The 23420-nt window shown below is 74.3% G+C and carries 17 protein-coding genes; 4 read left to right on the top strand and 13 right to left on the bottom strand.

Going from position 1 to position 23420, the window contains the following annotated elements:
• Positions 1-58: 58 nt before the first annotated feature.
• From AC3EVP_RS17565 to AC3EVP_RS17540, 6 genes are all read right to left on the bottom strand, one after another.
• Positions 59-1378: a M50 family metallopeptidase gene (locus tag AC3EVP_RS17565; protein WP_435130889.1), complete on the bottom strand. Its 1320-nt coding sequence runs from the start codon at positions 1376-1378 to the stop codon at positions 59-61.
• On the bottom strand, positions 1375-2625 hold the full coding sequence (gene dxr, locus AC3EVP_RS17560) for a 1-deoxy-D-xylulose-5-phosphate reductoisomerase (RefSeq protein ID WP_435130887.1): 1251 nt from the start codon (positions 2623-2625) through the stop codon (positions 1375-1377). The genes AC3EVP_RS17565 and dxr overlap by 4 nt, the downstream gene beginning before the upstream one ends.
• A 316-nt stretch (positions 2626-2941) precedes the next feature.
• A complete protein-coding gene (locus AC3EVP_RS17555) occupies positions 2942-4864 on the bottom strand; it encodes an acyl-CoA dehydrogenase family protein (RefSeq protein ID WP_435130885.1) in 1923 nt (640 codons plus the stop codon).
• A 140-nt stretch (positions 4865-5004) separates the two neighbouring features.
• Complete coding sequence (locus AC3EVP_RS17550) at positions 5005-6465, bottom strand: aldehyde dehydrogenase family protein (protein WP_435130883.1); 1461 nt, start codon at positions 6463-6465, stop codon at positions 5005-5007.
• Positions 6466-6559: 94 nt separating this feature from the next.
• Positions 6560-8143: a PucR family transcriptional regulator gene (locus AC3EVP_RS17545; RefSeq protein ID WP_435130881.1), complete on the bottom strand. Its 1584-nt coding sequence runs from the start codon at positions 8141-8143 to the stop codon at positions 6560-6562.
• A gap of 141 nt (positions 8144-8284) precedes the next feature.
• A complete protein-coding gene (locus AC3EVP_RS17540; protein ID WP_435130879.1) occupies positions 8285-10657 on the bottom strand; it encodes a type IV secretory system conjugative DNA transfer family protein in 2373 nt (790 codons plus the stop codon).
• A 226-nt stretch (positions 10658-10883) separates the two neighbouring features.
• Between AC3EVP_RS17540 and gabT the strand changes: the two genes are divergently transcribed.
• Both gabT and AC3EVP_RS17530 read left to right on the top strand, forming a co-directional pair.
• Entirely contained in the window at positions 10884-12215 is a 1332-nt protein-coding gene (gabT, locus tag AC3EVP_RS17535) for a 4-aminobutyrate--2-oxoglutarate transaminase (protein ID WP_435130877.1), read from the top strand.
• Between the two features lie 442 nt (positions 12216-12657).
• Positions 12658-13296 (top strand): phosphatase PAP2 family protein, encoded by a 639-nt coding sequence (locus tag AC3EVP_RS17530; protein ID WP_435130875.1) that lies wholly within the window; start codon positions 12658-12660, stop codon positions 13294-13296.
• Here AC3EVP_RS17530 and AC3EVP_RS17525 read toward each other — a convergent pair.
• The 7 genes from AC3EVP_RS17525 to AC3EVP_RS17495 all read right to left on the bottom strand — a co-directional run bounded on the left by AC3EVP_RS17525 (position 13232) and on the right by AC3EVP_RS17495 (position 21094).
• Positions 13232-14737, bottom strand: a complete 1506-nt coding sequence (locus AC3EVP_RS17525) for a CoA-acylating methylmalonate-semialdehyde dehydrogenase (RefSeq protein WP_335981500.1) — start codon at positions 14735-14737, stop codon at positions 13232-13234. The two genes, AC3EVP_RS17530 and AC3EVP_RS17525, sit on opposite strands and share 65 nt — an antisense overlap.
• A gap of 100 nt (positions 14738-14837) precedes the next feature.
• A complete protein-coding gene (locus tag AC3EVP_RS17520; RefSeq protein WP_335981502.1) occupies positions 14838-15287 on the bottom strand; it encodes a hypothetical protein in 450 nt (149 codons plus the stop codon).
• Positions 15288-15447: 160 nt separating this feature from the next.
• The gene (locus AC3EVP_RS17515) at positions 15448-16842 is read right to left on the bottom strand and encodes an NAD(P)/FAD-dependent oxidoreductase (protein ID WP_435130962.1); all 1395 of its coding nucleotides are present in this window, start codon (positions 16840-16842) and stop codon (positions 15448-15450) included.
• Position 16843: 1 nt separating this feature from the next.
• Complete coding sequence (locus tag AC3EVP_RS17510; RefSeq protein ID WP_335981503.1) at positions 16844-17641, bottom strand: ABC transporter permease; 798 nt, start codon at positions 17639-17641, stop codon at positions 16844-16846.
• On the bottom strand, positions 17641-18582 hold the full coding sequence (locus AC3EVP_RS17505; protein WP_435130872.1) for an ABC transporter permease: 942 nt from the start codon (positions 18580-18582) through the stop codon (positions 17641-17643). The genes AC3EVP_RS17510 and AC3EVP_RS17505 overlap by 1 nt, the downstream gene beginning before the upstream one ends.
• On the bottom strand, positions 18579-19829 hold the full coding sequence (locus AC3EVP_RS17500; protein ID WP_435130871.1) for an ABC transporter ATP-binding protein: 1251 nt from the start codon (positions 19827-19829) through the stop codon (positions 18579-18581). The genes AC3EVP_RS17505 and AC3EVP_RS17500 overlap by 4 nt, the downstream gene beginning before the upstream one ends.
• A gap of 35 nt (positions 19830-19864) precedes the next feature.
• Positions 19865-21094: a polyamine ABC transporter substrate-binding protein gene (locus AC3EVP_RS17495; RefSeq protein WP_435130870.1), complete on the bottom strand. Its 1230-nt coding sequence runs from the start codon at positions 21092-21094 to the stop codon at positions 19865-19867.
• Between the two features lie 397 nt (positions 21095-21491).
• On the opposite strand from AC3EVP_RS17495, the gene AC3EVP_RS17490 reads away from it, so the two are divergent.
• A complete protein-coding gene (locus AC3EVP_RS17490) occupies positions 21492-22649 on the top strand; it encodes an adenosine deaminase (protein ID WP_335981512.1) in 1158 nt (385 codons plus the stop codon).
• 4 nt (positions 22650-22653) lie between these two features.
• Entirely contained in the window at positions 22654-23361 is a 708-nt protein-coding gene (locus tag AC3EVP_RS17485; RefSeq protein ID WP_435130868.1) for a glycerophosphodiester phosphodiesterase, read from the top strand.
• Positions 23362-23420: the final 59 nt, after the last annotated feature.

Genomic DNA, 23420 nt, shown 5'->3' with positions numbered 1-23420 from the left:
CGGGCTCCAGGGTCGAGATTACGACACCGCGCCCGCGGCTCTCACTCGGCTCGGGGCCTCACGAGCTCAGTTTGACCGGGTTGACCACATCCGCGATGAGAACCAGCAGCGTGAAGCAGACGAAGATGCCCGCCACGACGTAGGCGACCGGCATGAGCTTGGCCACGTCGAACGGCCCCGGGTCGGGGCGGCGGAAGACGCGCGCGGCGTGCCGCCGGATCGCCTCCCACAGCGCGCCGGCGATGTGTCCGCCGTCCAGCGGCAGCAGCGGCACCATGTTGAACAGGAACAGCGACAGGTTGAAGCCGGCCACCAGCATCACCATCGTCACCACCCGGTCGACCGCGGGGGCCTTCATCGCGAAGACCTCGCCGCCGACCCGGGCCGCACCGACCACGCCCATCGGCGAGTCGGCCTTGCGCGGCGCGTGGTGGAAGGCGGCGTTCCACAGGTCGGGGATGCGCTCGGGCAGCGAGACCAGCGAGTCCACGCCCTGCTTGGCCATGTCGCCCATGTGCTGCACGGAGTCGGCGAAGCCGAGCGGCTGGATGTGGCTGGCCGGGCTGAAGCCGAGGAAGCCGGCCTTCACCGGGTCGCCGTCGGTCGGGTTCCCGTCGCTGTCGGTCCTGGCCACCGTGTTGGTGGTGATGGTCGGGTGCAGGGTGACCCGCTGGCCGTGCCGCAGCACCACGATCGTGGCCGGGCCGGCGCCCTTGCGGATGTCCTCCGACAGCTCCGACCAGTTCTTCACCGGCTTGCCGTTGAACTCCAGGAACTTGTCACCGGCCTTGAGCCCGGCGGTCTTGGCGGGCGCGACCGGGTCGCTCGAGCGGCACGGGTTGTCCGCGTCGCGGTGCGAGGTGTCGGCCTGCGAGATCACGCAGTCGCTGACCTGGCCGACCACGGTCGTCGACATGCTGATGCCGAAGCCCATGAAGACGGTCAGGAACAGCGCGACGGCGAGCACCAGGTTCATGAACGGTCCGGCGAACATGACGATGACGCGCTTCCACGGCTTGCGCGTGTAGAACATCCGCGTCTCGTCGCCCGGTTGCAGCTCCTCGTACGCGGCGCTCCTGGCGTCCTCGATCATGCTGCGCCACGGCGAGGTGGAGCGGGCGGAGATCCGGCCGTCCTCCCCGGGCGGGAACATGCCGATCATCCGGATGTAGCCGCCCAGCGGGATCGCCTTGAAGCCGTACTCGGTGTCGCCCTTCTTCCGCGACCACAGGGTGGGCCCGAAGCCGACCATGTACTGCGGCACGCGGATCTTGAAGATCTTCGCCCACATCAGGTGGCCCAGCTCGTGCCACGCGATGGAGATCATCAGACCGACGGCGAAGACGACTATGCCGAGGACCGTCATGAGAGCCGTCATACGCCTGCTGCCTCCGATGCTTGCGCCAGTTCGCCGGCCCGGGCCCGTGCCCAGGTCTCCGCTTCGAGGACGTCCTCGACCCGCAGCCGAGTTCCCGCCGCCGGGGTGCCGTGCTCCTCGACGACCCGGGCGACGGTGTCCACGATCCCGGTGAAGGGCAGCCGGCCGGCGCGGAAGGCTTCGACGCATTCCTCGTTGGCCGCGTTGAACACCGCGGGTGCGGTGCCCCCGAGGCTACCGACATGCCGGGCCAGCGCGACGGAAGGGAACGCGTCGTCGTCGAGCGGGAAGAACTCCCAGGTGGCGGCCTTCGTCCAGTCGACGCCCGGCGCGGCGTCCGGCACCCGGTGCGGCCAGCCCAGGCCCAGCGCGATCGGCATCCGCATGTCCGGCGGGCTGGCCTGCGCCAGCGTGGAGCCGTCGGTGAACTCCACCATCGAGTGAATGTAGGACTGCGGGTGGACGACGACCTCGATCCGGTCGAAGGGCACGTCGAAGAGCAGGTGCGCCTCGATGACCTCCAGGCCCTTGTTGACCAGGGTCGCGGAGTTGATCGTCACCACCGGGCCCATGTCCCACGTCGGGTGCGCCATCGCCTGCTCGACGGTGACGCCGGCCAGCTGCGCGCGGGTGCGGCCGCGGAAGGGCCCGCCGGAGGCGGTCACGACCAGCTTGCGGACCTCGGCGCGGCTGCCGCCGAGCAGCGCCTGGAACAGCGCGGAGTGCTCGGAGTCGACCGGGACCACCTGGCCGGGCTTGGCCAGCGCCTTCACCAGCGGGCCGCCGACGATCAGCGACTCCTTGTTGGCGAGGATCAGCACCCGGCCGGCGGCCAGCGCGGCGAGCGTGGGCCGCAGGCCGATGGAGCCGGTGATGCCGTTCAGCACGGAGTGGCAGGGCAGGCCCGCGGCCTCGGTGGCGGCCTGCGGTCCGGCGAGGATCTCCGGCAGCGGCCGGCTGCCGTACCGCCCGGCCAGCGCCTCGCGCAGCGCGGGCACCGCCGACGCGTCGGCGACGGCGACGGTGTGCACGTCCAGCCGGTGGGCCTGCTCGGCCAGCAGGGCGACCCGGCCGCCCGCGGCGGACAGCGCGACCACCCGGAACCGGTCGGGGTTGCGCAGGGCCACGTCGATGGCCTGGGTGCCGATCGAGCCGGTCGAGCCGAGGATCACGATGTCCCGCGGCCCGTCGCCGGGTCCGGCGGGCTCGTACGGGCGGTGGTGCGGGTCAGCGAGAGCGTCCGTCATGGGGGTCATTGTGTCCTGCCCGGGCCCCTGCCCACGCACGGGCCCGGGTCGGGTGGGGTCGCTGCGGGTGGCGGGCGGTGTACGGCGGGTGGCCGGTACGGGCCCCGGTGCGCGGTCCGGTGCGGCGGTCCGCACGGGGCGCTGGCCAGGGTACGCCCGGCGGCTGTGCGCGGCGCCGACGCGTGCGCGGCCCGGCTGGGGCGCGGACCGGCGCACGGGAGCGGGGCGGGGCGCGGGCGGGCCGTACGAGGCGGGGCGGCCCCGGGGCGGTCGTACGGCCCTGCCCGGCCGCGCGGTGCGGCGCGGGCGGCGGCGTTCAGCGCACGGGGCGCCGTACGTTCTCGGTGGCGGCCGGGCCCGGGCTCGCGTCGGCGATCCAGGCGCCGTCGTCCGCACGGTCCACGATGCCCTCCTCCAGCCAGCCGGCCTTGCCCTCGCGCACCGCCCGGGCCAGCTTCCGGTCGGTGTCGTCGGTGTTGCTCCACAGCCGGGTGAACAGCTCCTCCACCCGCAGCCGGGACTGGCGGCAGAACGCGTCGGCCAGGCCCCGGGCGGCCGGGCCGTGCTCCGCCGTGGCGGCCAGGTGCTCGGCGCGCACGCACGCCGCGCTCATCGCGAACAGCTCGGCGCCGATGTCCACGATCCTGGCCAGGAAGTTCTGCTTCAGCTCCATCCGGCCCTGCCAGCGGGACATGGCGTAGAAGGTGCTGCGCGCCAGCCGGCGCGAGGCCCGCTCGACGAACCGCAGATGCCCGGCCAGCTCCCCGAACTCCCCGTACGAGGTGGGAAGTTGACCGGGTCCGGCGACGAGCTTCGGCAGCCAGCGGGCGTAGAAGCCGCCCGCCTTGGCGCCGGCCCTGGCCTTGTCGGCGAGCGTGCTGTCGGGGTCGATGAGGCCGCCGGCCACCGACAGGTGGGCGTCGACGGCCTCCCGGGCGATCAGCAGGTGCATGATCTCGGTGGAGCCCTCGAAGATCCGGTTGATCCGCAGGTCGCGCAGCATCTGCTCGGCCGGGACCGCCTTCTCGCCGCGCGCGGCCAGCGAGTCGGCGGTCTCGTAGCCGCGGCCGCCGCGGATCTGCACCAGCTCGTCGGCGATCCGCCAGGCCGCCTCGGAGCCGAAGAGCTTGGCGAGCGCGGCCTCGATGCGGATGTCGTTGCGGTCCTCGTCGGCCATCTGCGAGGACAGGTCGACCACCGCCTCCAGCGCGAAGGTGGTCGCCGCCATGTAGGCGATCTTCGCGCCGACCGCTTCGTGCTCGGCGATCGGCTTGCCCCACTGCTCGCGGGCCGCCGACCACTGCCGGGCCGTCCGCAGGCACCACTTGGCGGTGCCGACGCAGGCCGCGGGCAGCGAGAGCCGGCCGGTGTTGAGGGTGGTCAGCGCGATCTTCAGGCCGGCGCCCTCGGGGCCGATCCGGTTGGCCGCGGGTACCCGCACCCGGTGCAGGCGGGTGACGCCGTTCTCGATGCCGCGCAGCCCCATGAAGGCGTTGCGGTGCTCCACGGTGATGCCCTCGCGGTCCGCCTCGACCACGAACGCGCTGATGCCGCCGGGGTGGCCCTCGCCGCGCGGCACCCGCGCCATCACCACCAGCAGGTCGGCGACGACGCCGTTGGTGGTCCACAGCTTGACGCCGTCGAGCAGGTAGTCGTCGCCGTCGGGCACGGCGGTGGTGGCCAGCCGCGCCGGGTCGGAGCCGACGTCCGGTTCGGTGAGCAGGAAGGCGCTGATGTCGGTGCGGGCGCAGCGCGGCAGGAACGCGTCCTTCTGCTCCTGCGTGCCGAACATCCGCAGCGGCTGCGGCACGCCGATCGACTGGTGGGCCGACAGCAGCGCGCCGACCGCGGGGCTGACCGAGCCGATCATGGCCAGCGCCTTGTCGTAGTACACCTGGGTGAGGCCGAGGCCGCCGTAGGACTCGTCGATCCGCATGCCGAGCGCGCCCAGTTCCTTCAGGCCGCGCACCACCTCGTCGGGGATCCGCGCCTCGCGCTCGATCCGGGCGGGGTCCACCTGCGTGCGCAGGAAGTCGCCGAGCCGGGCGAGGAACGCCTCGCCCTTCGCCACCGCCTCGGGTGCCGGCAGCGGGTGCGGGTGGATCAGGTCCAGCCGGAAGCGGCCGAGGAACAGCTCCTTGGCGAAGCTGGGCTTGTGCCACTCCTGTTCGCGGGCGGCCTCGGCCACCTGCCGGGCCTCGCGTTCCGAGACGTTGCGCGTTGCGGTGGGTGCGGACACGGTTTGCGTCACCTCCGGGCGGGCCGGCGACCGGCCGGCGTACGTGTCCGTCCTATCCGACATCGCCCGAAGCGGCCACCGAAGGACGGCCGGGCCGCAGGCAGGGTGCCGGCGGCCCGGCCGGAGGTGCGCGTCCGCTGCTACAGGTCCAGCCCGGTCAGCACCATCACCCGCTCGTAGGTGTAGTCGTCCATCGCGTACCTGACGCCCTCGCGGCCCTGCCCGGAGTCCTTGACCCCGCCGTAGGGCATCTGGTCGGCCCGGTAGGAGGGGGCGTCGCCGATGATCACCCCGCCGACCTCCAGTTCCCGGTGGGCCCGGAACGCGGTCTGCAGGTCGTGGGTGAACACGCCGGTCTGGAGGCCGAACCGGGAGTCGTTGACCGCCGCGAACGCCTCGTCGGTGCCGTCCACCCGGTGCAGCGACAGCACCGGCCCGAACGCCTCCGCGGAGGCCAGCACCGCGTCGGCGGGCAGGTCCGCGAGCACCGTGGGCGCGTACGTCGCGCCGTCGCGGGCGCCGCCGGTGAGCAGCTTCGCGCCCTTGGCGACGGCGTCGTCCACCCAGCGCTCGACGCGCTCCGCGGCCGCCTCGCTGACCAGCGGGCCGACGTCGGTGGCCGGGTCCGTCGGGTCGCCGGTGACCTGGGCGCGCACCTTGGCGACGACCTTCTCGGCGAGCGCGTCGTACACGGCGGTGTCGGCGATGACCCGCTGCACCGAGATGCAGGACTGGCCGGCCTGGTAGTTGGCGAAGGTGGCGATGCGGGTGGCCGCCCACTCCAGGTCCTGCTCGCTCGACCAGTCGGCGAGCACCACGGCCGCCGCGTTGCCGCCCAGCTCCAGGGTGACGTGCTTGCGCGGCACGGAGTCCGCGATCTGGTAGCCGACGGTGTCCGACCCGGTGAAGGAGATCACCGGCAGCCGCGGGTCCTGCACGAGCGCGGGCATCCGGTCGTTCGGCACCGGCAGCACGCTCCAGGCGCCCGCCGGCAGGCCCTCGGTCTCGGCGAGCAGCTCGCCGAGCAGCAGCGCCGACAGCGGGGTGGCCGGCGCCGGCTTGAGGATGATCGGCGCGCCGACCGCGAGGGCGGGGGCGACCTTGTGCGCGACCAGGTTCAGCGGGAAGTTGAACGGCGCGATGCCCAGCACCGGGCCGCGCGGGAAGCGGCGGGTCAGCGCGAGGCGGCCGACGCCGCCCGGGTCGGTGTCCAGGCGCTGCGCCTCGCCGCCGTTGAAGCGGCGCGCCTCCTGGGCGGCGAGCCGGAACACCGACACGGCCCGGCCGACCTCGCCGCGCGACCACTTCAGCGGCTTGCCGTTCTCCGCGGTGATCAGCGCGGCCACTTCCCCGGCCCGCTCCGCGAGCCGCTGCGCCACGTGGTCCAGTGCCGCGGCCCGGACGTGGGCCGGCGTCGCCGCGAAGCCGGCGGTGGCCGCGGCTGCCGCCGCGACGGCCTGCTCGACCTGTGCCTCGTCGGGTACGGACACCCGGCCGACCAGGCCGCCGTCCCACGAGCTGGTCACGTCGAACGTCTCCGTGCCGCGCGCCGGGCGGCCGGCGATCCAGAACCCGTGCGGCGCTGTGTCTGTGGTCGTCATACGCCGCACGGTAGTTCGCGCCGCCGCGGCGCCCTGTTGTCCGCGGTGGAGCGCCGCCGGGCGGCGCCGCACCGAATTGGCCAGGGCGCCCGGTTCACTGCTCCGTCTTGAGGGCGAGCCACAGCTCCATGCGGACGTCCGGGTCGTCCAGGGAGCGGCCGAGGATCTCCTCCACCCGCCGCATGCGGTAGCGCAGGGTGTGCCGGTGCACCCCCAGGTCGGCAGCCGCGGAGTCCCACTGCCCGTGGTGGGCGAGCCACGCGGCGAGCGAGGCCACCAGGTCCCCGCGCGAGGTGGCGTCGTGCTCGCGCAGCGGCCGCAGCAGCCCCTCGGCGAAGGCCCGCACCGCGTCGTCGGCGAGCAGCGGGACGACCGAGCCGACCCCGACCTCGCCGTGCTCCACCAGGTTCACCCCGCGCCGCCGGGCCACCGCGAGGGCCCGCTCGGCCTGGCCGCGCGCGGTGGGCGCGTCGGCGGGGTCCAGTGGGGCCGACAGCCCGGCCGCGAGGCCCTCCTCCGCCCCGGCCAGGTCCGCGGCCACCGTGAGCGCCGCGGCGCCCTCGGCCGCGACCAGGACCAGCCGCTCGCCCTCGGTGACGACCAGCACCGGTTCGGCGGCGCGGACCGCCGCGGCCTCCGCCCGCTCGGCCAGCAGCACCAGCGCCTCGGGCAGTTCCGGCGCCTCGACGCCCTGCGGCGCCTCCGCACCGGGCTGCGGCGGCGCGGCGCCGTTCGCCTCGGCGATCATCATCCGCACCGGCGCGTGCAGCAGCGTGCCGTACATCGGGCCGGCGGTGGCGCGGGCGTGGTCGGCCTCGCCGGCCAGCAGCATCCGCAGCAGCGCCGCGGAGAGCCGGCCCTGCGCGGCGACCAGGGCGCGGGACTGTTCGAGGGAGAGCGTCAGCAGCGCGACCGCGGCGTGCACGACGTACCGCGCGGAGGTGCCCAGGCGCTCCTCGGTGCCGACCGCGAGGAAGCCGCGCGGGCGGCGGGCGGTGCCCAGCGACTGGAGCTCGACCCGGTCCTCGCTGCCGGCCGGGCCGGCCACCGCGACGCTCGCCGGGGCCGGCACGGCCCGCAGCCGGTCGATCTCGCCGCCCAGCCGCGCCGCCCGGCGGCCCGCCCACTCCGGCGCGGCGGCCAGCACCGCGCCGGACGCGTCGTACAGCGCCGCCCAGCCGTTCAGGTGCGCCGCCAGCCGGGACAGCAGCGCCGCGGGCCCGTCGGGGGACAGCGCGGCCCGGGTCAGCTCCCGCTGCGCCTCGAACCCGGCGGTCACCGCCTGGTACCGGTCGGCGGCCACGGCCGCCGACACCGCCTTGCTGATCGCGATGAAGGGCGTGGCCCGCGGCACTTCGAGCAGCGGCAGGCCGGCCTCCTCGGCGGCGTCGACCAGGGCCGGCGGCACCTCGTCGTGCCCGACGCCGACGCCGAACCCGAGCCCGACCACGCCCGCCGCCGCCAGCCGCCGCACGTATCCGGCGACCGCGCCGGCGTCGGCGGTGTCCAGCTTCAGCCCGGTGGTCAGCAGCAGTTCCCCGCCCTCCAGATAGGGCGCCGGGTCCTCCAGCTCACTGGTGTGCACCCAGCGCACCTCGGCGGCGAGCTGCCCGCCCGCGGCGAGCACGGTGAGCCTGAGCGACGTGTGGTGCGCCAGCGACGCGAGCGTGAGAGGCATGCCTACCTGGTGCCGTTCGGGGACGGAGGTTCGGGGCCGGAAGTTCGGGGCCGGACTACGGAAGTTCGGGGCCGGACCGAGGACGTGGTTCTGCCGACCGGTCGCCGACACCCTGGAGTCCCCGCACCGTACCGCACCCCCTCACGACCGCAGGTCCACCAGCACCGGCGGCGCGTGCTCCCCCGCGGTCGTCGTCAGCGACACCACCGCGTGGCCGACCGGGACCTGCTGGGCCAGGTCGGCGGCCGACCAGCGCTCCCGCTCCACCTCGCGGACGGTGACCGACTCGGTGGTGACGACCTCGCCGGTGAACAGCCGCCGCACCCCGCGGCTCAGCCGCCTGGGCAGCCCGCCGGACTGGTCGGGGGTGCGGGTGATGTCCTTGGTCTGCACCCGCATGGTGCCCCATGTCTCGGAGAAGAACCGGCCGTCGCGCGGCGAGACGCCCGCGAACACCATCCGGCAGCCCACCGCGCCGACCGCGGCGCCGCGCAGCGCCTCCGGCAGCGCGTCCAGGGAGCGCAGGCCCAGCACCGCGCCGGCGTTCTGGCCCCGCAGCGACGGCAGCGCGCGCAGCGTCGCCTCCGACAGCGCCTGCGCGGCGTCGTCGACCACGATGCAGGCGAACAGCGCGCGGTCCCGGCGGGCGGCGACCGCGGCGGTGAACTGGGCGAGCAGCAGCCGCACCAGTATCCGGGAGGCCTCGGCGTGGCCGCGCTCGGGCAGCTCCACCCGGACCCGCAGCGGGTGCGCCAGCGCGTGCATCGCGAACGGCCGGCTGCGGCCGGAGGTGTCGAAGAACCCGGCGAACGCGGGCCGGTCGAGCACCCCGATCCGGTCGGCGAGGACCGTGCCGATGTCGCCGGGCCGGGCGCTCTGCCGCTCCCGCGCGTCGAGTTCGCGCACCAGGCCCGGCAGGCCCACCGCGTCGACGGCCTCGCGCAGCGCGGCGAAGGCGTGCGGCAGGCCCTCCAGCAGTTCGCGCAGCACCGGCACGGTCGGGAACCTGCCGTGCGCGGCGGCGTAGGGGCCCAGCAGCTGGCCCAGGGCCGTGGCGGCGCGGCGCTGCTCGCTCTCGGGCCCGTCGGTCAGCGCCTCGGCGAGCAGTCCGGCCGCGGTGTCGGGGTCGGTGCTGCCGCCGTACAGGTCGAGGTCGTAGCGGGAGGCGGGGTCGGCGAGGGAGATCACCACGTCGTACGCCTCGGCCGGGCCGAGGTCGACGTCGGCGCCGGCGACCGCGACGACCGCGGCGCGCCCGGCGAGCGCCTGGAGGCACAGCGACTCGACCACCGGGCGCATCAGCAGCCGGCTCTTGCCGGAGCCGGGCGGGCCGACGGCGAGCAGCCCGGTGCCCAGCACCCCGGGGTCCAGGGCGATGCCCGAGCCGCGGTACTGGTAGCCGTTGCGCGGGTCGGCGACGCCGGTGCCGATGCGCACCTGGCCGCCGAGCAGGTCGTGGTCGGCGGTGCGCCGAGGCACGTCGCGGGCGCCGGAGGGGTGCACCATGGCGGCGCCGCCCAGTTCCAGCACGCCGTCGGCGAACTCCCGGGCGCCCTCGGGGCGGGTGTGCACCGCCTGCCACGCCTGGCGGACCCGGGCGCAGTCGACGTCGTTCATCCGCCCGGTGCGGACGTCCTGCGCCAGCCGGTCGGCGGCGGCGCCGTACCCCGCCGCCCGCACCTCCGCCCAGTCGGTGGGGGCGGGCAGGGCCGCGGCGCCGGGGGCGCCCTGCGGCGGCAGCAGGCCCTCGGACCCGGCGGGCTGCCGGCGGGCGGCGCTGCGCGCGCGCAGCAGTTCCGGCCAGCGGCCGTACTTCGCGGCGGCGACCGCCACGACCAGCGCGGCGATCGCGTCGACCTCGTACTCCACGTGCAGGGCCGCCTGCTCGCCGTGCTGGAAGGCCGAGGGCGGGTAGAAGGGGAGGATCAGCGACATCAGCGGCAGGAACTTCTTGTCGCTGAGCACCCAGACGCACACGCCGATCACCAAGGCGGCCGCGGCCCTGGCGCGCGGCTCGCGCAGGTAGCGCCGGCCGACCTCGCCCCAGCTGCCGATCTTCGCGAAGTAGCGGGTGAGCAGCGCCAGCCACAGGCACTCGTAGAACGCGGCGGCGAACTGGCCCACCCGGCTGGGGTGGCTGCCGTGCCACCACGAGCCCGGGGTGAGCAGCGTCAGCGGGCGCCGCCACAGCGGGACGTAGCCGTTCTTCATCAGCGACCACAGCAGCAGCGCGCACAGCAGGGCGAGCACCGCTCCGCCGATCAGGCGGCGGTCGGTCATCCGGTCGGGGTCGTCGGGCGGGCGGGGCACGTGCCCGTACGCGTAGATCCCGGGGGCGTCCGAGACCCGCGGGGTGCGCAGCCAGCGCTCCACCGCGGACAGCGGCGGGGCCTGCACGGGGGCGGGCGGCGGCGCGGCGGGCCGCGGCACCGGGCTGCGGGGCGGGACCGGCGGCGGGGCGGGCTGCCCGTACGGGGGGCCCTGCGGACGGGTGTTGCGGTCCTTGGCATCCATCGCGCGCCTGCTCTCGCCCCTCATCGCCGCCGATGCGCACAATGTAGTCGAGCCGATACCCCGGCAAAAGGATCTTGTCGTTTTACGGTGCCGCCGCCCGCACTGTCCGAACCGGCGAAACCGGCGCCGCCAGTGCGACCGATCGGCGTATGCGGGGGTACCGGGGCCCGCCTAGCCTCCGAAGTGACCGGGGCGTCACAGCACACCGAGTAGGGAGAGCGCCGCCATGACCGCAGTGCCGCAGGAGCGCAGGCTCGTCACCGACGTACCAGGACCGATGTCGCGGGAGCTGGCGGCCCGCAAGTCGGCCGCGGTCGCCGACGGGGTGGGGGTGACGCTGCCGGTGTTCGTCGCGCGCGCCGGCGGCGGCGTCGTGGAGGACGTGGACGGCAACCGGCTGATCGACTTCGGCTCGGGCATCGCCGTGACGTCGGTCGGCAACAGCGCGGAGGCGGTGGTCCGGCGGGCGTCGGCGCAGCTCGCGGACTTCACCCACACCTGTTTCATGATCACCCCCTACGAGGGCTACGTGGAGGTGTGCGAGGAGCTGGCCCGGCTCACCCCCGGCGACCACGCCAAGAAGTCCGCGCTGTTCAACTCCGGCGCGGAGGCGGTGGAGAACGCGGTGAAGATCGCCCGGGCGTACACCAAGCGCCCCGCGGTGGTGGTCTTCGACCACGGCTACCACGGCCGCACCAACCTCACGATGGCGCTGACCGCGAAGAACATGCCGTACAAGGAGGGCTTCGGGCCGTTCGCGCCGGAGGTCTACCGGGTGCCGCTGGCGTACGGCTACCGGTGGCTGACCGGGCCGGAGCACGCGGCGGAGGAGGCCGCGGCGCAGGCGGTCGACATCATCACCAAGCAGATCGGCGCCGAGCACGTGGCGGCGATCGTGATCGAGCCGATCGCGGGCGAGGGCGGCTTCATCGAGCCGGCGAAGGGCTTCCTGCCGCGGATCGCGCAGTTCGCGCGGGACCACGGCATCGTGTTCGTGGCCGACGAGATCCAGACCGGGTTCTGCCGGACCGGTCAGTGGTTCGCGTGCGAGGACGAAGGGGTGGTGCCGGACCTGATCACCACGGCGAAGGGCATCGCGGGCGGGCTGCCGCTGGCGGCGGTGACCGGCCGCGCGGAGATCATGGACGCGGCGCACTCCGGCGGCCTGGGCGGCACCTACGGCGGCAACCCGGTGGCGTGCGCGGCCGCGCTCGGCGCGATCGAGACGATGCGCGAGCTGGACCTGCCGGCGCGGGCGCGGCGGATCGGCGAGGTGATGACGCCGCGGCTGCGCGCGATGCAGGAGAAGTTCCCGGTGATCGGCGAGGTGCGCGGGCGCGGCGCGATGATCGCGGTCGAGCTGGTGCGGCCGGGGACGAAGGAGCCGGACGCGGCGGTGACGGCGGCGGTGGCGAAGGCGTGCCACGCGGCCGGGCTGGTCGTGCTGACGTGCGGCACGTACGGGAACGTGTTGCGTTTCCTGCCGCCGCTGGTCATCGGGGAGGATCTGCTCAACGAGGGCCTGGACATCATCGAGGCGGCCTTCGCCGGCGTGTGAAACCAGGGACGTGCCGTGTGCCGGGTGAGGCCCGTGCGACGCGGGGGACGGGGTCGTGAAGAAGGTGTGCGAGCCTGATGGCGGACGGGTGATCGACGACCCTGATGAGCCGCCTGTGACGTACGGTTTCCGAGGAACACCCCGCACGTGGCCGAATCCCAGTGACGAGGCCGCGGGCGACAACGCGCCGATGAATCCCCATCACCGGCGCGGCAGTGCCCTCGCGCACGACAACGCCGGGACTTCTTGCCCCGGCGATCCTCGCCGATCGGCTGGCCGTTCGTCCCAAACCCCCCGGGACGGACGGTACGGCGATCGCCCTGGCCGCCCCGGAACTCTCCCCCCTGTTCCGGGGCGGCCGACTTCTGCCCGGGCCCGCCTGCTCACCCTCGGCGCCGCCTTCGCCGCGGCCGTCACCGCCTTCTGCCTGCTGACCTGGCAGGTGTCCTCCGGCGGCGGCCTGGTCGGCGACGACTGGCGGGTGCTGCGCGGGGCCCGGCGCGCGGCCGCCGCGCATCCCGCCTTCGACGGCCTCGCGCACGCGCTGAGCGACCTGGGGGACATCGCGGTGGCCGTGCCGGTGCTGCTGGTGGCGCTGGCGGCGGCCGTGCGCCTGGGGCGGCGGGCGGGGCTGCCGCGCTGGTGGCTGCCGCCGGGCGCCGCGGCGCTGGCGATGTGCCTGCTGCCGGTGGTGGTCGGCACCGTGAAGGCGGGGGTGGACCGCCCGGCGCCGGGGCAGGTGCGCGCCGACCCGAGCTACGGCTACTTCCCGTCCGGGCACACCGCGACCTCGTCCGTGGCGTTCGGGCTGGCCGCGCTGGTGCTGCTGCCGTTCGTCCGGCGGGCGGCGCTGCGCGCGCTGCTGGCCGCCGGCACCGGGCTGCTGGCACTGCTGGTCGGGGTCGCCCTGGTGTGGTGCGACTACCACTGGCCGCTGGACGTGCTGGCGAGCTGGTGCCTGGCGGCGGCGCTGCTGTCGGCGGTGGGGGCGGCGCTGCTGGTGCCGGGGGCGGCGGTCAGGAGTTCGTCGGGAAGCCCAGGTTCAGGCCCGCGTGGGAGGGGTCGGGCCACCGCTGGGTGACGGCCTTGCCGCGGGTGAAGAAGCGCACCCCGTCCTCGCCGTAGGCGTGCGTGTCGCCGAAGAGCGAGTCCTTCCACCCGCCGAAGGAGTAGTAGGCGACCGGCACCGGGATCGGCACGTTGATGCCCACCATGCCCACCTCCACCTCGTGCTGGAAGCGCCGGGCCGCGCCGCCGTCGCGGGTGAACAGCGCGGTGCCGTTGCCGTACGGGTTGGCGTTGACCAGCTCCAGGCCCGCTTCGTAGCTGGGCACGCGGACGACGGACAGCACCGGGCCGAAGATCTCGTCGTCGTAGACGGACATGCCCGGGCGGACGTGGTCGAAGAGGGTCGGGCCGAGCCAGAAGCCGCCGGGGTCGCCGTCGACGGCGTGCTTGCGGCCGTCGGCGACCAGCACGGCGCCCTCCGCGGTGCCGGCGTCGAGGTAGCCGGTGACCTTGTCGCGGTGCGCGCCGGTGACCAGCGGGCCCATCGCGGAGCCGGGCGCCGCGCCGGGGCCGACGGTCAGGGTGGCGATGCGCTGCTTGATCCGCGCCACCAGGTCGTCGCCCACCGGGTCGACGGCGACCAGCACCGACACCGCCATGCAGCGCTCCCCCGCGGCTCCGTAGCCGGCGTTCACCGCCGCGTCGGCGGCCAGGTCCAGGTCGGCGTCGGGCAGCACCAGCATGTGGTTCTTGGCGCCGCCCAGGGCCTGGACGCGCTTGCCGTGGCGGGTGCCGGCCTCGTACACCGCGCGGGCGACCGGGGTGGAGCCGACGAAGGAGACCGCCTTGATCCCGGGGTGCTCCAGCAGCCGGCCGACCGCGTCCTTGTCGCCGTGCACGACGTTGAACACCCCGTCGGGCAGGCCGGCTTCGCGCCACAGCGCGGCGAGGAAGTTCGCGGCGGACGGGTCCTTCTCCGACGGCTTGACGACGACGGTGTTGCCGGTGGCGATGGCGAGCGGGAAGAACCACATCGGCACCATGGCGGGAAAGTTGAAGGGCGAGACGATCGCGACCGGGCCGAGCGGCTGGCGCAGCGAGTACACGTCGACGCCGGTGGACGCCTGCTCGGTGTAGCTGCCTCGGGCGAGCTGGGGGATGCCGCAGGCGTACTCGACGACCTCCAGGCCGCGGGCGACCTCGCCGAGCGCGTCGGAGTGCACCTTGCCGTGCTCGGCGACGATCAGCGCGGCGAGTTCCTCGCGGCGGGCGTTGAGCAGCTCGCGGAAGGCGAAGAGCACCCCGGTGCGCTTGGCGACCGACGTCCGGCGCCACTGGCGGAAGGCGTCGGCGGCGGCGCGTACCGCCTCGTCCACGACCTCGGGCCCGGCGAAGTCCACCCGTCCGGTGATCCGGCCGGTGGCCGGGTCGTGGACGTCGCCGTGCCGCTCGGCGGTGCCGGTCCAGGGCCGGCCGGCGATCCAGTGCGTGATGTGCGAGGTCGAGGTCGTCACGGGGTGAGCCCTTCCGTCGTCGTCTGCCGCCCAGTGTCGCCACCGGCGGCGGGGTGCCACAAGCACCCGGCCGGGCGGGCGGGGCCGCGACGCGCGGCGCTCACCCGCCCGCGAGCCGGGCGGCCGCCTCGTGCATCGCCAGTTCCAGCACCACCGGGTCGGTGAGGTGGCCGGTGCCGTCCGGGGGGACCAGCCAGCGCACTCCCCCGGTCGGCCGGCCGGGGTAGGGCACCACGATCCAGGTGCCGCGGCCGGCGCCACGCACCCCGGTGCCCAGCCAGCGGGCGGCGGTGCCCGGCGGCACGAAGAAGCCGATCCGCTCGTCGCCGAAGTCGGCGAGCACCGGGCCGGGCGGGCCGGTGAGCCGGGTCAGCACGTCGAGCGTGGAATAGCCGATCCGGCCGGGCAGGATCAGCACGTCCCACTGCCGTCCGGCGGGCAGCAGCGCCACCCCGAGCGGGCTGCGCTCCCACTCCCGTCTGCATCCGCGCGGGTCGTCCGCGACCGAAGCCAGCCACTCCACCGCGCCCTTCGTACCCGTGTCGGCCATCCTGGGACCCCTCCGTCCGTCGTGCGAGGCGTGTGCCGTCACACGGGAGAGGGCGTGGGGGCCGGATCATTACGCGGGTTTCACCGGCCATCGGATGTGACGCGCCTCACACTGCGAGGGGAGTGGTGCGGGCGAGGCGGCGCCACCAGCGGCGGGGCGGTCACGAGTCGAAGCCGAGGCCGGCCCGGTCCAGGACCCGCAGCCACAGGTTGCGCCGCCCCTGCGACCGGTCGGCCCGCGCCAGCGACCACTGGGTCAGCCCGATCCCGGCGGTGGCCAGCGGCTCGGGCGGGAAGGGCGGCGGGCGGCGGCGGACCATGGCGAGCACCGTGCGCTCGGTGGTCAGCCCCGACAGCAGGTCGAGCATCACCTCGGCGCCGAACCGGGTGGCGCCGACACCGAGCCCGGTGTACCCGGCCGCGTAGGCGACCCGCCCGCCGTGCGCGGTGCCGAAGAACGCCGAGAAGCGGGTGCAGGTGTCGATCGCGCCGCCCCAGGCGTGGCTGAAGCGCACCCCCTCCAACTGCGGGAAGCAGGCGAAGAAGTGCCGGGCCAGCCGCAGGTACGTCGCCGGCCGCTGCTCGTACGCCGGGTCCATCCGGCCGCCGCGCGGGTAGACCGCGTCGTAGCCGCCCCACAGCACCCGGTTGTCGGCGGTCAGCCGGAAGTAGTGGAAGCGGTTGGCGCTGTCGCCCAGGCCCTGCCGGCCGCGCCAGCCGATCGCGGCGCGCTGGTCCTCGGTGAGCGGTTCGGTGGTCAGGGCGTAGTCGTAGACGGGCACGGTGCGGTGCCGGGTGCGGCGCAGCAGCGAGGGGAACACGCCGGTGCCCAGCGCCGCGTGGTGGGCCAGCACCCTGCCGTATGGGGTGCGGACGGCCAGTGCGGCGCCGTGGCGGACCAGGGCCAGCGCGGGGGTGTGCTCGTAGATCCGCACCCCGGCCCGCTCGGCGGCGCGCCGGAGTCCCCAGGCGAGCTTGGCAGGATGGACCATGGCCACCCCGCGCCGGTCGTACAGCCCGGCGTGGAAGGTGGGCGAGTCGACCTCGGCGCGCACCTGGTCGCGGTCCAGGTACTCCAGGTCCAGGCCGTGGTGGAGCGCGGTGGCGTGCGCCTGGCGCAGTTCCTCGGCCTGGTAGGGGGCGGTGGCCACGTCGATCTCGCCGGTCCGCTCGAAGTCGCAGTCCAGGCCGTACCGCCGCACGGCGGCCTCGATGGCGTCGAGGTTGCGTGCGCCGAGGTCCTCCAGCGCCGCGAACTCCCCCGGCCAGCGGGCCAGTCCGTTGGCGAAGCCGTGGGTGAGGCTGGCCGCGCAGAAGCCGCCGTTGCGGCCGGAGGCAGCCGAGCCGATCCGGCCCGCCTCGATGAGGACCACGTCGCGGCCCGGGTCGCGCTCCTTGGCCAGCAGCGCCGTCCACAGCCCGCTGTAGCCGCCGCCGACCACCAGCAGGTCGCAGTGCTCCGCGCCGGCCAGCGCCGGCTGCGCGGCCGGCCGGGCCGGGTCGTCGAGCCAGTACGGCACCGGGCGGGCGGCGGCGAGCGCGCGGGCGGGGTCCATGTCAGCCACGCGCCTTCCGGCGGCCGCCGACGAGTTGCCCGGCCAGCACCAGCAGCACCGCGAGCACGAACATGGCCGTGCCGATCACGTTGACCTGCACCGGGGTGCCGCGCTGCGCCGAGCCCCACACGAACATCGGGAAGGTGACGGAGTTGCCCGCGTTGAAGCTGGTGATGATGTAGTCGTCGAAGGACAGCGCGAACGACAGCAGCGCGCCGGCCGCGATACCCGGCGCGGCCAGCGGCAGGGTGACCCGCAGGAAGGTCTGCGCCGGGGTGGCGTACAGGTCCTGGGCGGCCTGCTCCAGGCGCGGGTCCATGCTCATCACGCGGGCCTTGACGGCGGTGACCACGAAGCTCAGGCAGAACATGATGTGCGCGATGAGGATCGTCCAGAAGCCGAACCGGATGCGCATGTTGAGGAAGAGGGTGCCGAGCGAGGCGCCCATCACCACCTCGGGCATCGCCATCGGCAGGAAGATCAGCATGTTGGTGGCGGCGCGGCCGCGGAAGCGGTAGCGGGCGAGCGCGAAGGCGGTCATGGTGCCCAGCACGGTGGCGGCGAGCGTGGCGTAGACGGCGATCCGCAGGCTCAGGCCGAGCGAGCCGCACATGCCGGAGACGCTGCACGGGTGCTGCCAGGCGTCGGTGGAGAAGTGGTTCCAGGTGTAGTTGAAGCGGCTCTTGGGCTTGTTGAAGGAGAAGGCGAGCACCACCAGGTTCGGCAGGATCAGGTAGCACAGGGCGAGGACGCCCGCGATCACCACGAGGTTGGCGCGCAGCCGGCGGATCAGGCGCATCAGACCAGCTCCTCCGTTCCGGCCCGGCGGATGTAGAGGGTGACGACGGCGAGGATGACCGCCATCAGCAGGAACGACAGGGCGGCCGCCGTCGGGTAGTCCAGGACCCGCAGGAACTGCGACTCGATGACGTTGCCGATCATCTGCTGGTTGGTGGAGCCCAGCAACTCGGCGTTGATGTAGTCGCCGGAGGCCGGGATGAAGGTCAGCAGGGTGCCGGCCACCACCCCGGGCATCGACAGCGGGAAGGTCACCTTGCGGAAGACGGTGAACGGGGTGGCGTACAGGTCGCCGGCCGCTTCGTGCAGGCGCCCGTCGACGCGTTCCAGCGAGGTGTACAGCGGCAGGATCATGAACGGCAGGAAGTTGTAGGTCAGGCCGCACACGACGGCCAGCGGGGTGGCGAGCACCCGGTCGCCCTGGGTGACGCCCAGCCAGGACGTCACGTCCAGCAGGTGCACGCTGTTGAGGAAGGACACCACCGGGCCCTGGTCGGACAGGATCGTCTCCCAGGCCAGGGTGCGGATCAGGAAGCTGGTGAAGAACGGCGCGATCACCAGGATCAGCAGCACGTTGCGCCACCGGCCGGCTCGGAAGGCGATGGTGTACGCCAGCGGGTAGCCGATCAGCAGGCACAGCGCGGTGGCGATGGCGGCGTAGGCCAGGGAGCGCACGAAGTGCGGCCAGTACTCGCTGAGCGCGTCCCAGTAGGTGGCGAAGTGCCAGGTGACCTTGAAGCCGTCCTCCAGGGTGCCGGTCTGCACCGAGGTCGACGCCTGGTACACCATCGGCGCGACGAAGAAGACCAGCAGCCAGGCCACCCCGGCGAGCAGCAGCAGATAGGGCACGCGGCGCCGCCGCGCGGCGGCCCGGCGCAGCGCCTGGGGTGGCGGGGGCGCCTTCGGGGCGGGCGCGGCCAGGGGTTCGGTGGCGGCGGTCATACGGCGGCCCCCTCAGCGGGCTCGGTGCGCCCGGTGCCGCCCGCCCCGGTCGCTGGCCCCGTCCCGGTGCCCGGCGCCGCCTCGTCCAGGTCCGCGCCGAGCCCGGCGCCGATGTCCTGTCCAGCGTCCAGCCCGAAGGTGTGTGCGGGGTTCCAGTGCAGGACGACGGGTGCTCCGGGCACCAGCCGGGTGTCGCGCTCGACGTTCGGCACGAAGACCTCCAGGCCCGCGCCGACCGGGCTGTCGACCACGTACTGGGTGGAGACGCCGATGAAGCTGGAGTCGGCGATCGTGCCGGATATCCGGTTGCGGCCGGCGGGCACCTCCCCGGCGTCGTCGCGGTGGGTCAGGGTGATCTTCTCCGGGCGGACCCCGGCCAGCACCCGGTCGCCGCGGGCGGCCTCGGTGCGGCAGCGGGCCGCCGGCATCGCCAGCTCCTGCCCGGCGCGCACCAGCCGCAGGGTGCCGTCGGCCACGCCGGCCACCTCGGCCTCGATCAGGTTGGAGGTGCCCAGGAAGTTCGCCACGAAGGTGGAGGCGGGGTTCTCGTAGAGGTCGGCGGGCGCGCCCATCTGCTCGACCCGCCCGGCGTTCATCACCGCGACCGTGTCGGCCATCGTCATGGCCTCCTCCTGGTCGTGCGTGACGTGCACGAAGGTGATGCCCACCTCGGTCTGGATGCGCTTGAGTTCGAGCTGCATCTGGCGGCGCAGCTTCAGGTCCAGCGCGCCGAGCGGCTCGTCCAGCAGCAGCACCTTCGGCTGGTTGATCAGGGCCCGCGCCACCGCCACGCGCTGCTGCTGGCCGCCCGAGAGCTGGTGCGGGCGGCGCCGGGCCAGCGGGCCGAGCTGCACCAGGTCGAGCATCTCGCCGACCTTCGCCCGCACCGGCCTGACGCCGCGCCGGCGCAGCCCGAACGCCACGTTCTCGTAGATGTCCAGGTGCGGGAAGAGCGCGTAGTTCTGGAAGACGGTGTTGACCGGGCGCTTGTACGGCGGCAGGGCGGTGACGTCCTGGCCGCCGAGGTGCACCGCGCCGGTGGAGGGGGTCTCCAGGCCGGCGATCATCCGCAGGGTGGTGGTCTTGCCGCAGCCGGAGGCGCCGAGCAGCGCGAAGAACGAGCCGGCCGGCACGGCCAGGTCGAGCGGGTGGACGGCGGTGAAGGCGCCGTAGGACTTGCTGATCCCGGTGAGGCGGACGGCGTCGGCGGAGGGCTGCGGGCTCGGGCTCGTGCTGGGGGTCGTCATGGGGTGTCCTCGGGGGGTGCGGGTGCAGGCCGGGGTCAGGCGCCGATGAGCTTGGCGAACTTGTCCTCGTACCGCGCGTCCTCGGCGTCGGAGAGCGAGCGGAACGCGTGGCCGCGGGCGTCCATCGCCGCGTCGGGGATGATCAGCGGGTTGCTCGCCAGCTTCGGGTCGATCTTCGCCAGGTACGGCTTCACCCCGGCGACCGGGCACACGTAGTTGATGTACGCCGAGACCTGGGCGGCGACCGCGGGCTCGTAGTAGTAGTCGATCAGCCGCTCCGCGTTGGCCTTGTGCCGCGCCTTGTCGGGGATGAGCAGGTTGTCGGTGGAGGAGACGAAGCCGGAGTCGGGGAAGACGTACTCGATGTCCGGGTCGTCGATGCGCAGTTGGACCAGGTCGCCGGCCCAGGCGACGCAGGCGGCGATGTCGCCCTTGCTCAGGCCGTCGGTGTAGTCGTTGCCGGTGAACTTCCGGATCTGCTGGCTGTCGACGGCCTTCTGGATGCGGGCGACGGCCGCGTCGAAGGTGTCGTCGGTGACCTTCTCGGGCAGCTCTCCCATGTCGAGCAGGGTCATGCCGATGGTGTCGCGCATCTCCGAGAGCATGGCGACCCTGCCCTTCAGCGAGCCGTCGTCGAGGAGCTGGGAGACGGAGGTGACCTTCCGGCCGCCGGTGGCCTTCTTGTTGTAGGCGATGCAGGTGCTGATGCCCTGCCAGGGGTAGGAGTAGGCGCGCCCGGGGTCCCAGTCGGGGCTGCGGAAGCGCTGTTCGAGGTTGGCGTAGGCGTGCGGCAGGTTGGCGGAGTCCAGCTGCTGCACCCAGCCGAGCCGGATCATCCGCCCGGCCAGCCAGTCGGTGAGCACCATCAGGTCGCGGCCGGTGTCCTGGCCGGCGGCGAGCTGCGGCTTGATCTTGCCGAAGAACTCGACGTTGTCGTTGATGTCCTCGGTGTACTTGACCTTGATGCCGGTGCGCTTGGTGAAGGCGTCCAGCGTCGGGTGGTGCTTGCCGTCGTCGCTGACGTCGATGTACTCGGTCCAGTTGGAGAAGTCCACCACCTTCTCCTGCGCCGAGTGGTCGGTGGAGGCGGTCTCGCCCTTGCGGCCGGCCGCGGGGATGCCGCAGCCGGTGAGGCCGGCGCCGGCCACGGCGCCGAGCCCGGCGACCCGCAGCAGCGAGCGGCGGGCGAGCGCGGCCCGCCCACTGGTCATGCTGCGCGCCATGGCGGCACGCTGGGGCGGGGAGAGGGTCTCGAACTGCTCCATGGGTGGTGCCCTTCCGAGGGTTCGGCCGGGTGGCGCCGGGCGGGTGGGCCGGGGCGGCCGGATGGACCGGCCCGCTCGGGCCGGGACACCCCGCCGGGGTCGCGAATCCATGTACCAGCGTGGTCAAAGCCTGGATTGATCGCTGATCCTGGCAGAGCCAGCCTCCTCCAACAAGGGATTCCGTTGTTGCCTTTTGGTTAATCGACGGATTCTGTGCCCTGTCCGTTCATCGCACCGATCACCCCGAAGCGCGCGTGAACAGCCACGCGCCGGCCGCCGGCCGCGCCTTCTCCCCCCGCCCCGGCGCGGCCCGGGGGACGGGCGGGCGCGCGGATTACGATGAACGGCACCGGCCGGCGCCCCGGCCGTCCCGCACGTCCCACCGGAGGAACCCCGCATGCCCGAGACCGCACCCGGCCCCTCCCCCGCCGCCGGGACCGCCCCCGCGGGCAGCGCCCCCGCCGCCGCGCCCGCCACTGCGCCCGGCACCGCACCCGGCACCGGGCTGGACGCCTTCATCGCCGGGCTGCCGAAGGCCGAACTCCACGTCCACCACGTCGGCTCCGCCTCCCCGCGGATCGTCTCCGCCCTGGCCGCGCGGCACCCGGACTCCAAGGTGCCCGCCGACCCGGCCGCGCTCGCCGACTACTTCACCTTCCGGGACTTCGCCCACTTCATCCAGGTCTACCTGTCCGTGGTGGACCTGATCCGCGACGCCGAGGACATCCGGCTGCTGACGTACGAGGTCGCGCGGGACATGTCCCGGCAGCAGATCCGCTACGCCGAGCTGACCGTGACGCCCTACTCCTCGACGAACCGGGGCATCCCCGAGCAGGCGTTCATGGAGGCGATCGAGGACGCGCGCAAGGCCGCGGAGGCGGAGTTGGGCGTGGTGCTGCGCTGGTGCTTCGACATCCCCGGCGAGGCGGGCCTGGCCTCGGCGGAGCAGACCGCGCACCTGGCGCTGGACCTGCGCCCGGAGGGCCTGGTCTCCTTCGGCCTGGGCGGGCCCGAGATCGGGGTGCCGCGCCCGCAGTTCAAGCCGTACTTCGACCGGGCCAGGGCGGCCGGGCTGCACAGCGTGCCGCACGCCGGGGAGGCCACCGGGCCGCAGACGATCTGGGACGCCCTGAACGTGCTGGGCGCCGAGCGGATCGGCCACGGCACCAGCGCCGTGCAGGACCCCCGGCTGCTGGACCACCTCGCCGAGCACCGCATCCCGCTGGAGGTCTGCCCGACCTCCAACATCGCCACCCGGGTGGTGACCGACATCGAGGAGCACCCGATCCGGCGGATGGCCGAGGCGGGCGTGCTGGTCACCGTCAACAGCGACGACCCGCCGATGTTCGGCACCGACCTGAACACCGAGTACGCGGTGGCCGCCCGGCTGCTGGGGCTGGACCGCGCGGGGGTCGCGGAGCTGGCGAAGAACGCGGTGCACGCGTCCTTCCTGGAACCGGCGGGCAAGGCGCGGCTGGCGGCGGAGATCGACGCCTACACGCTGTCCTACGGCGCCGCCGCGGGCGGTCCCGGCGTCCCCTCCGCGCGGGGCTGACGCCGTGGCCGCGCGCCCTGGGCACGGGGTAACGGTCGTCGCCCACAGGGGCGACCCTTACGCCCACCGCGAGAACACGCTGCCGTCGGTGCGTTCGGCGCTGCGCAAGGGCGCGGACGTCGTGGAGGTGGACGTCCGCCTCACCCGGGACGGCGTGCCGGTGCTGCTGCACGACCCGACGCTGGAGCGGCTGTGGGGCGTCGTGGCGCCGGTGGCCTCGCTGGCCTACGACGAGGTGGCCGAGGCGACCGGCGGCGGGGTGCCGTCCTTCGCGGCCGCGCTCGCCGAGCTGCTGGCCGGCCCGGACCGGACACGGATGCTGATCGACCTGACCGAGGCCGACCAGGCGCCCGCGGCCGTCCGGGCGGTACGGGAGGCGGGTGCGGCGGACCGGGTCTACTACTGCGGGAAGCTGGCCGCGATGCGCCAGGTGCGGGCCCTGGAGCCCGCCGCCGAGATCGCGATGACCTGGACGACGTCCGCGCGCCCGGCCGACGCGCTGCTGGACGGCCTCGCCCCGCGCTGGCTCAACCTCCGCTTCGGGCTGGCCGATCCAGCGACGGTGGCGTGGGCGCACGACCGCGGGCTGCTGGTCGCCGCCTGGACCGCCGACTGGCGCCGCTCGATGTCCCGCCTGGTAGCGGCCGGGGTGGACGCGGTCACCACCAACCGTCCGGAGGTGCTGCTGCGGCTGCGCGCGAAGGCGGCCTGAGCACCGTACGCGGGCTGAGCACCGTACGCGGCGCGCGGCGCTGACGCGCCGGCGGCCGG

Source organism: Actinacidiphila sp. bgisy144 (genome assembly GCF_057708105.1).
Note: the sequence above shows the minus strand (reverse complement) of the source record. Positions and strands in the feature narration are given on the sequence as shown.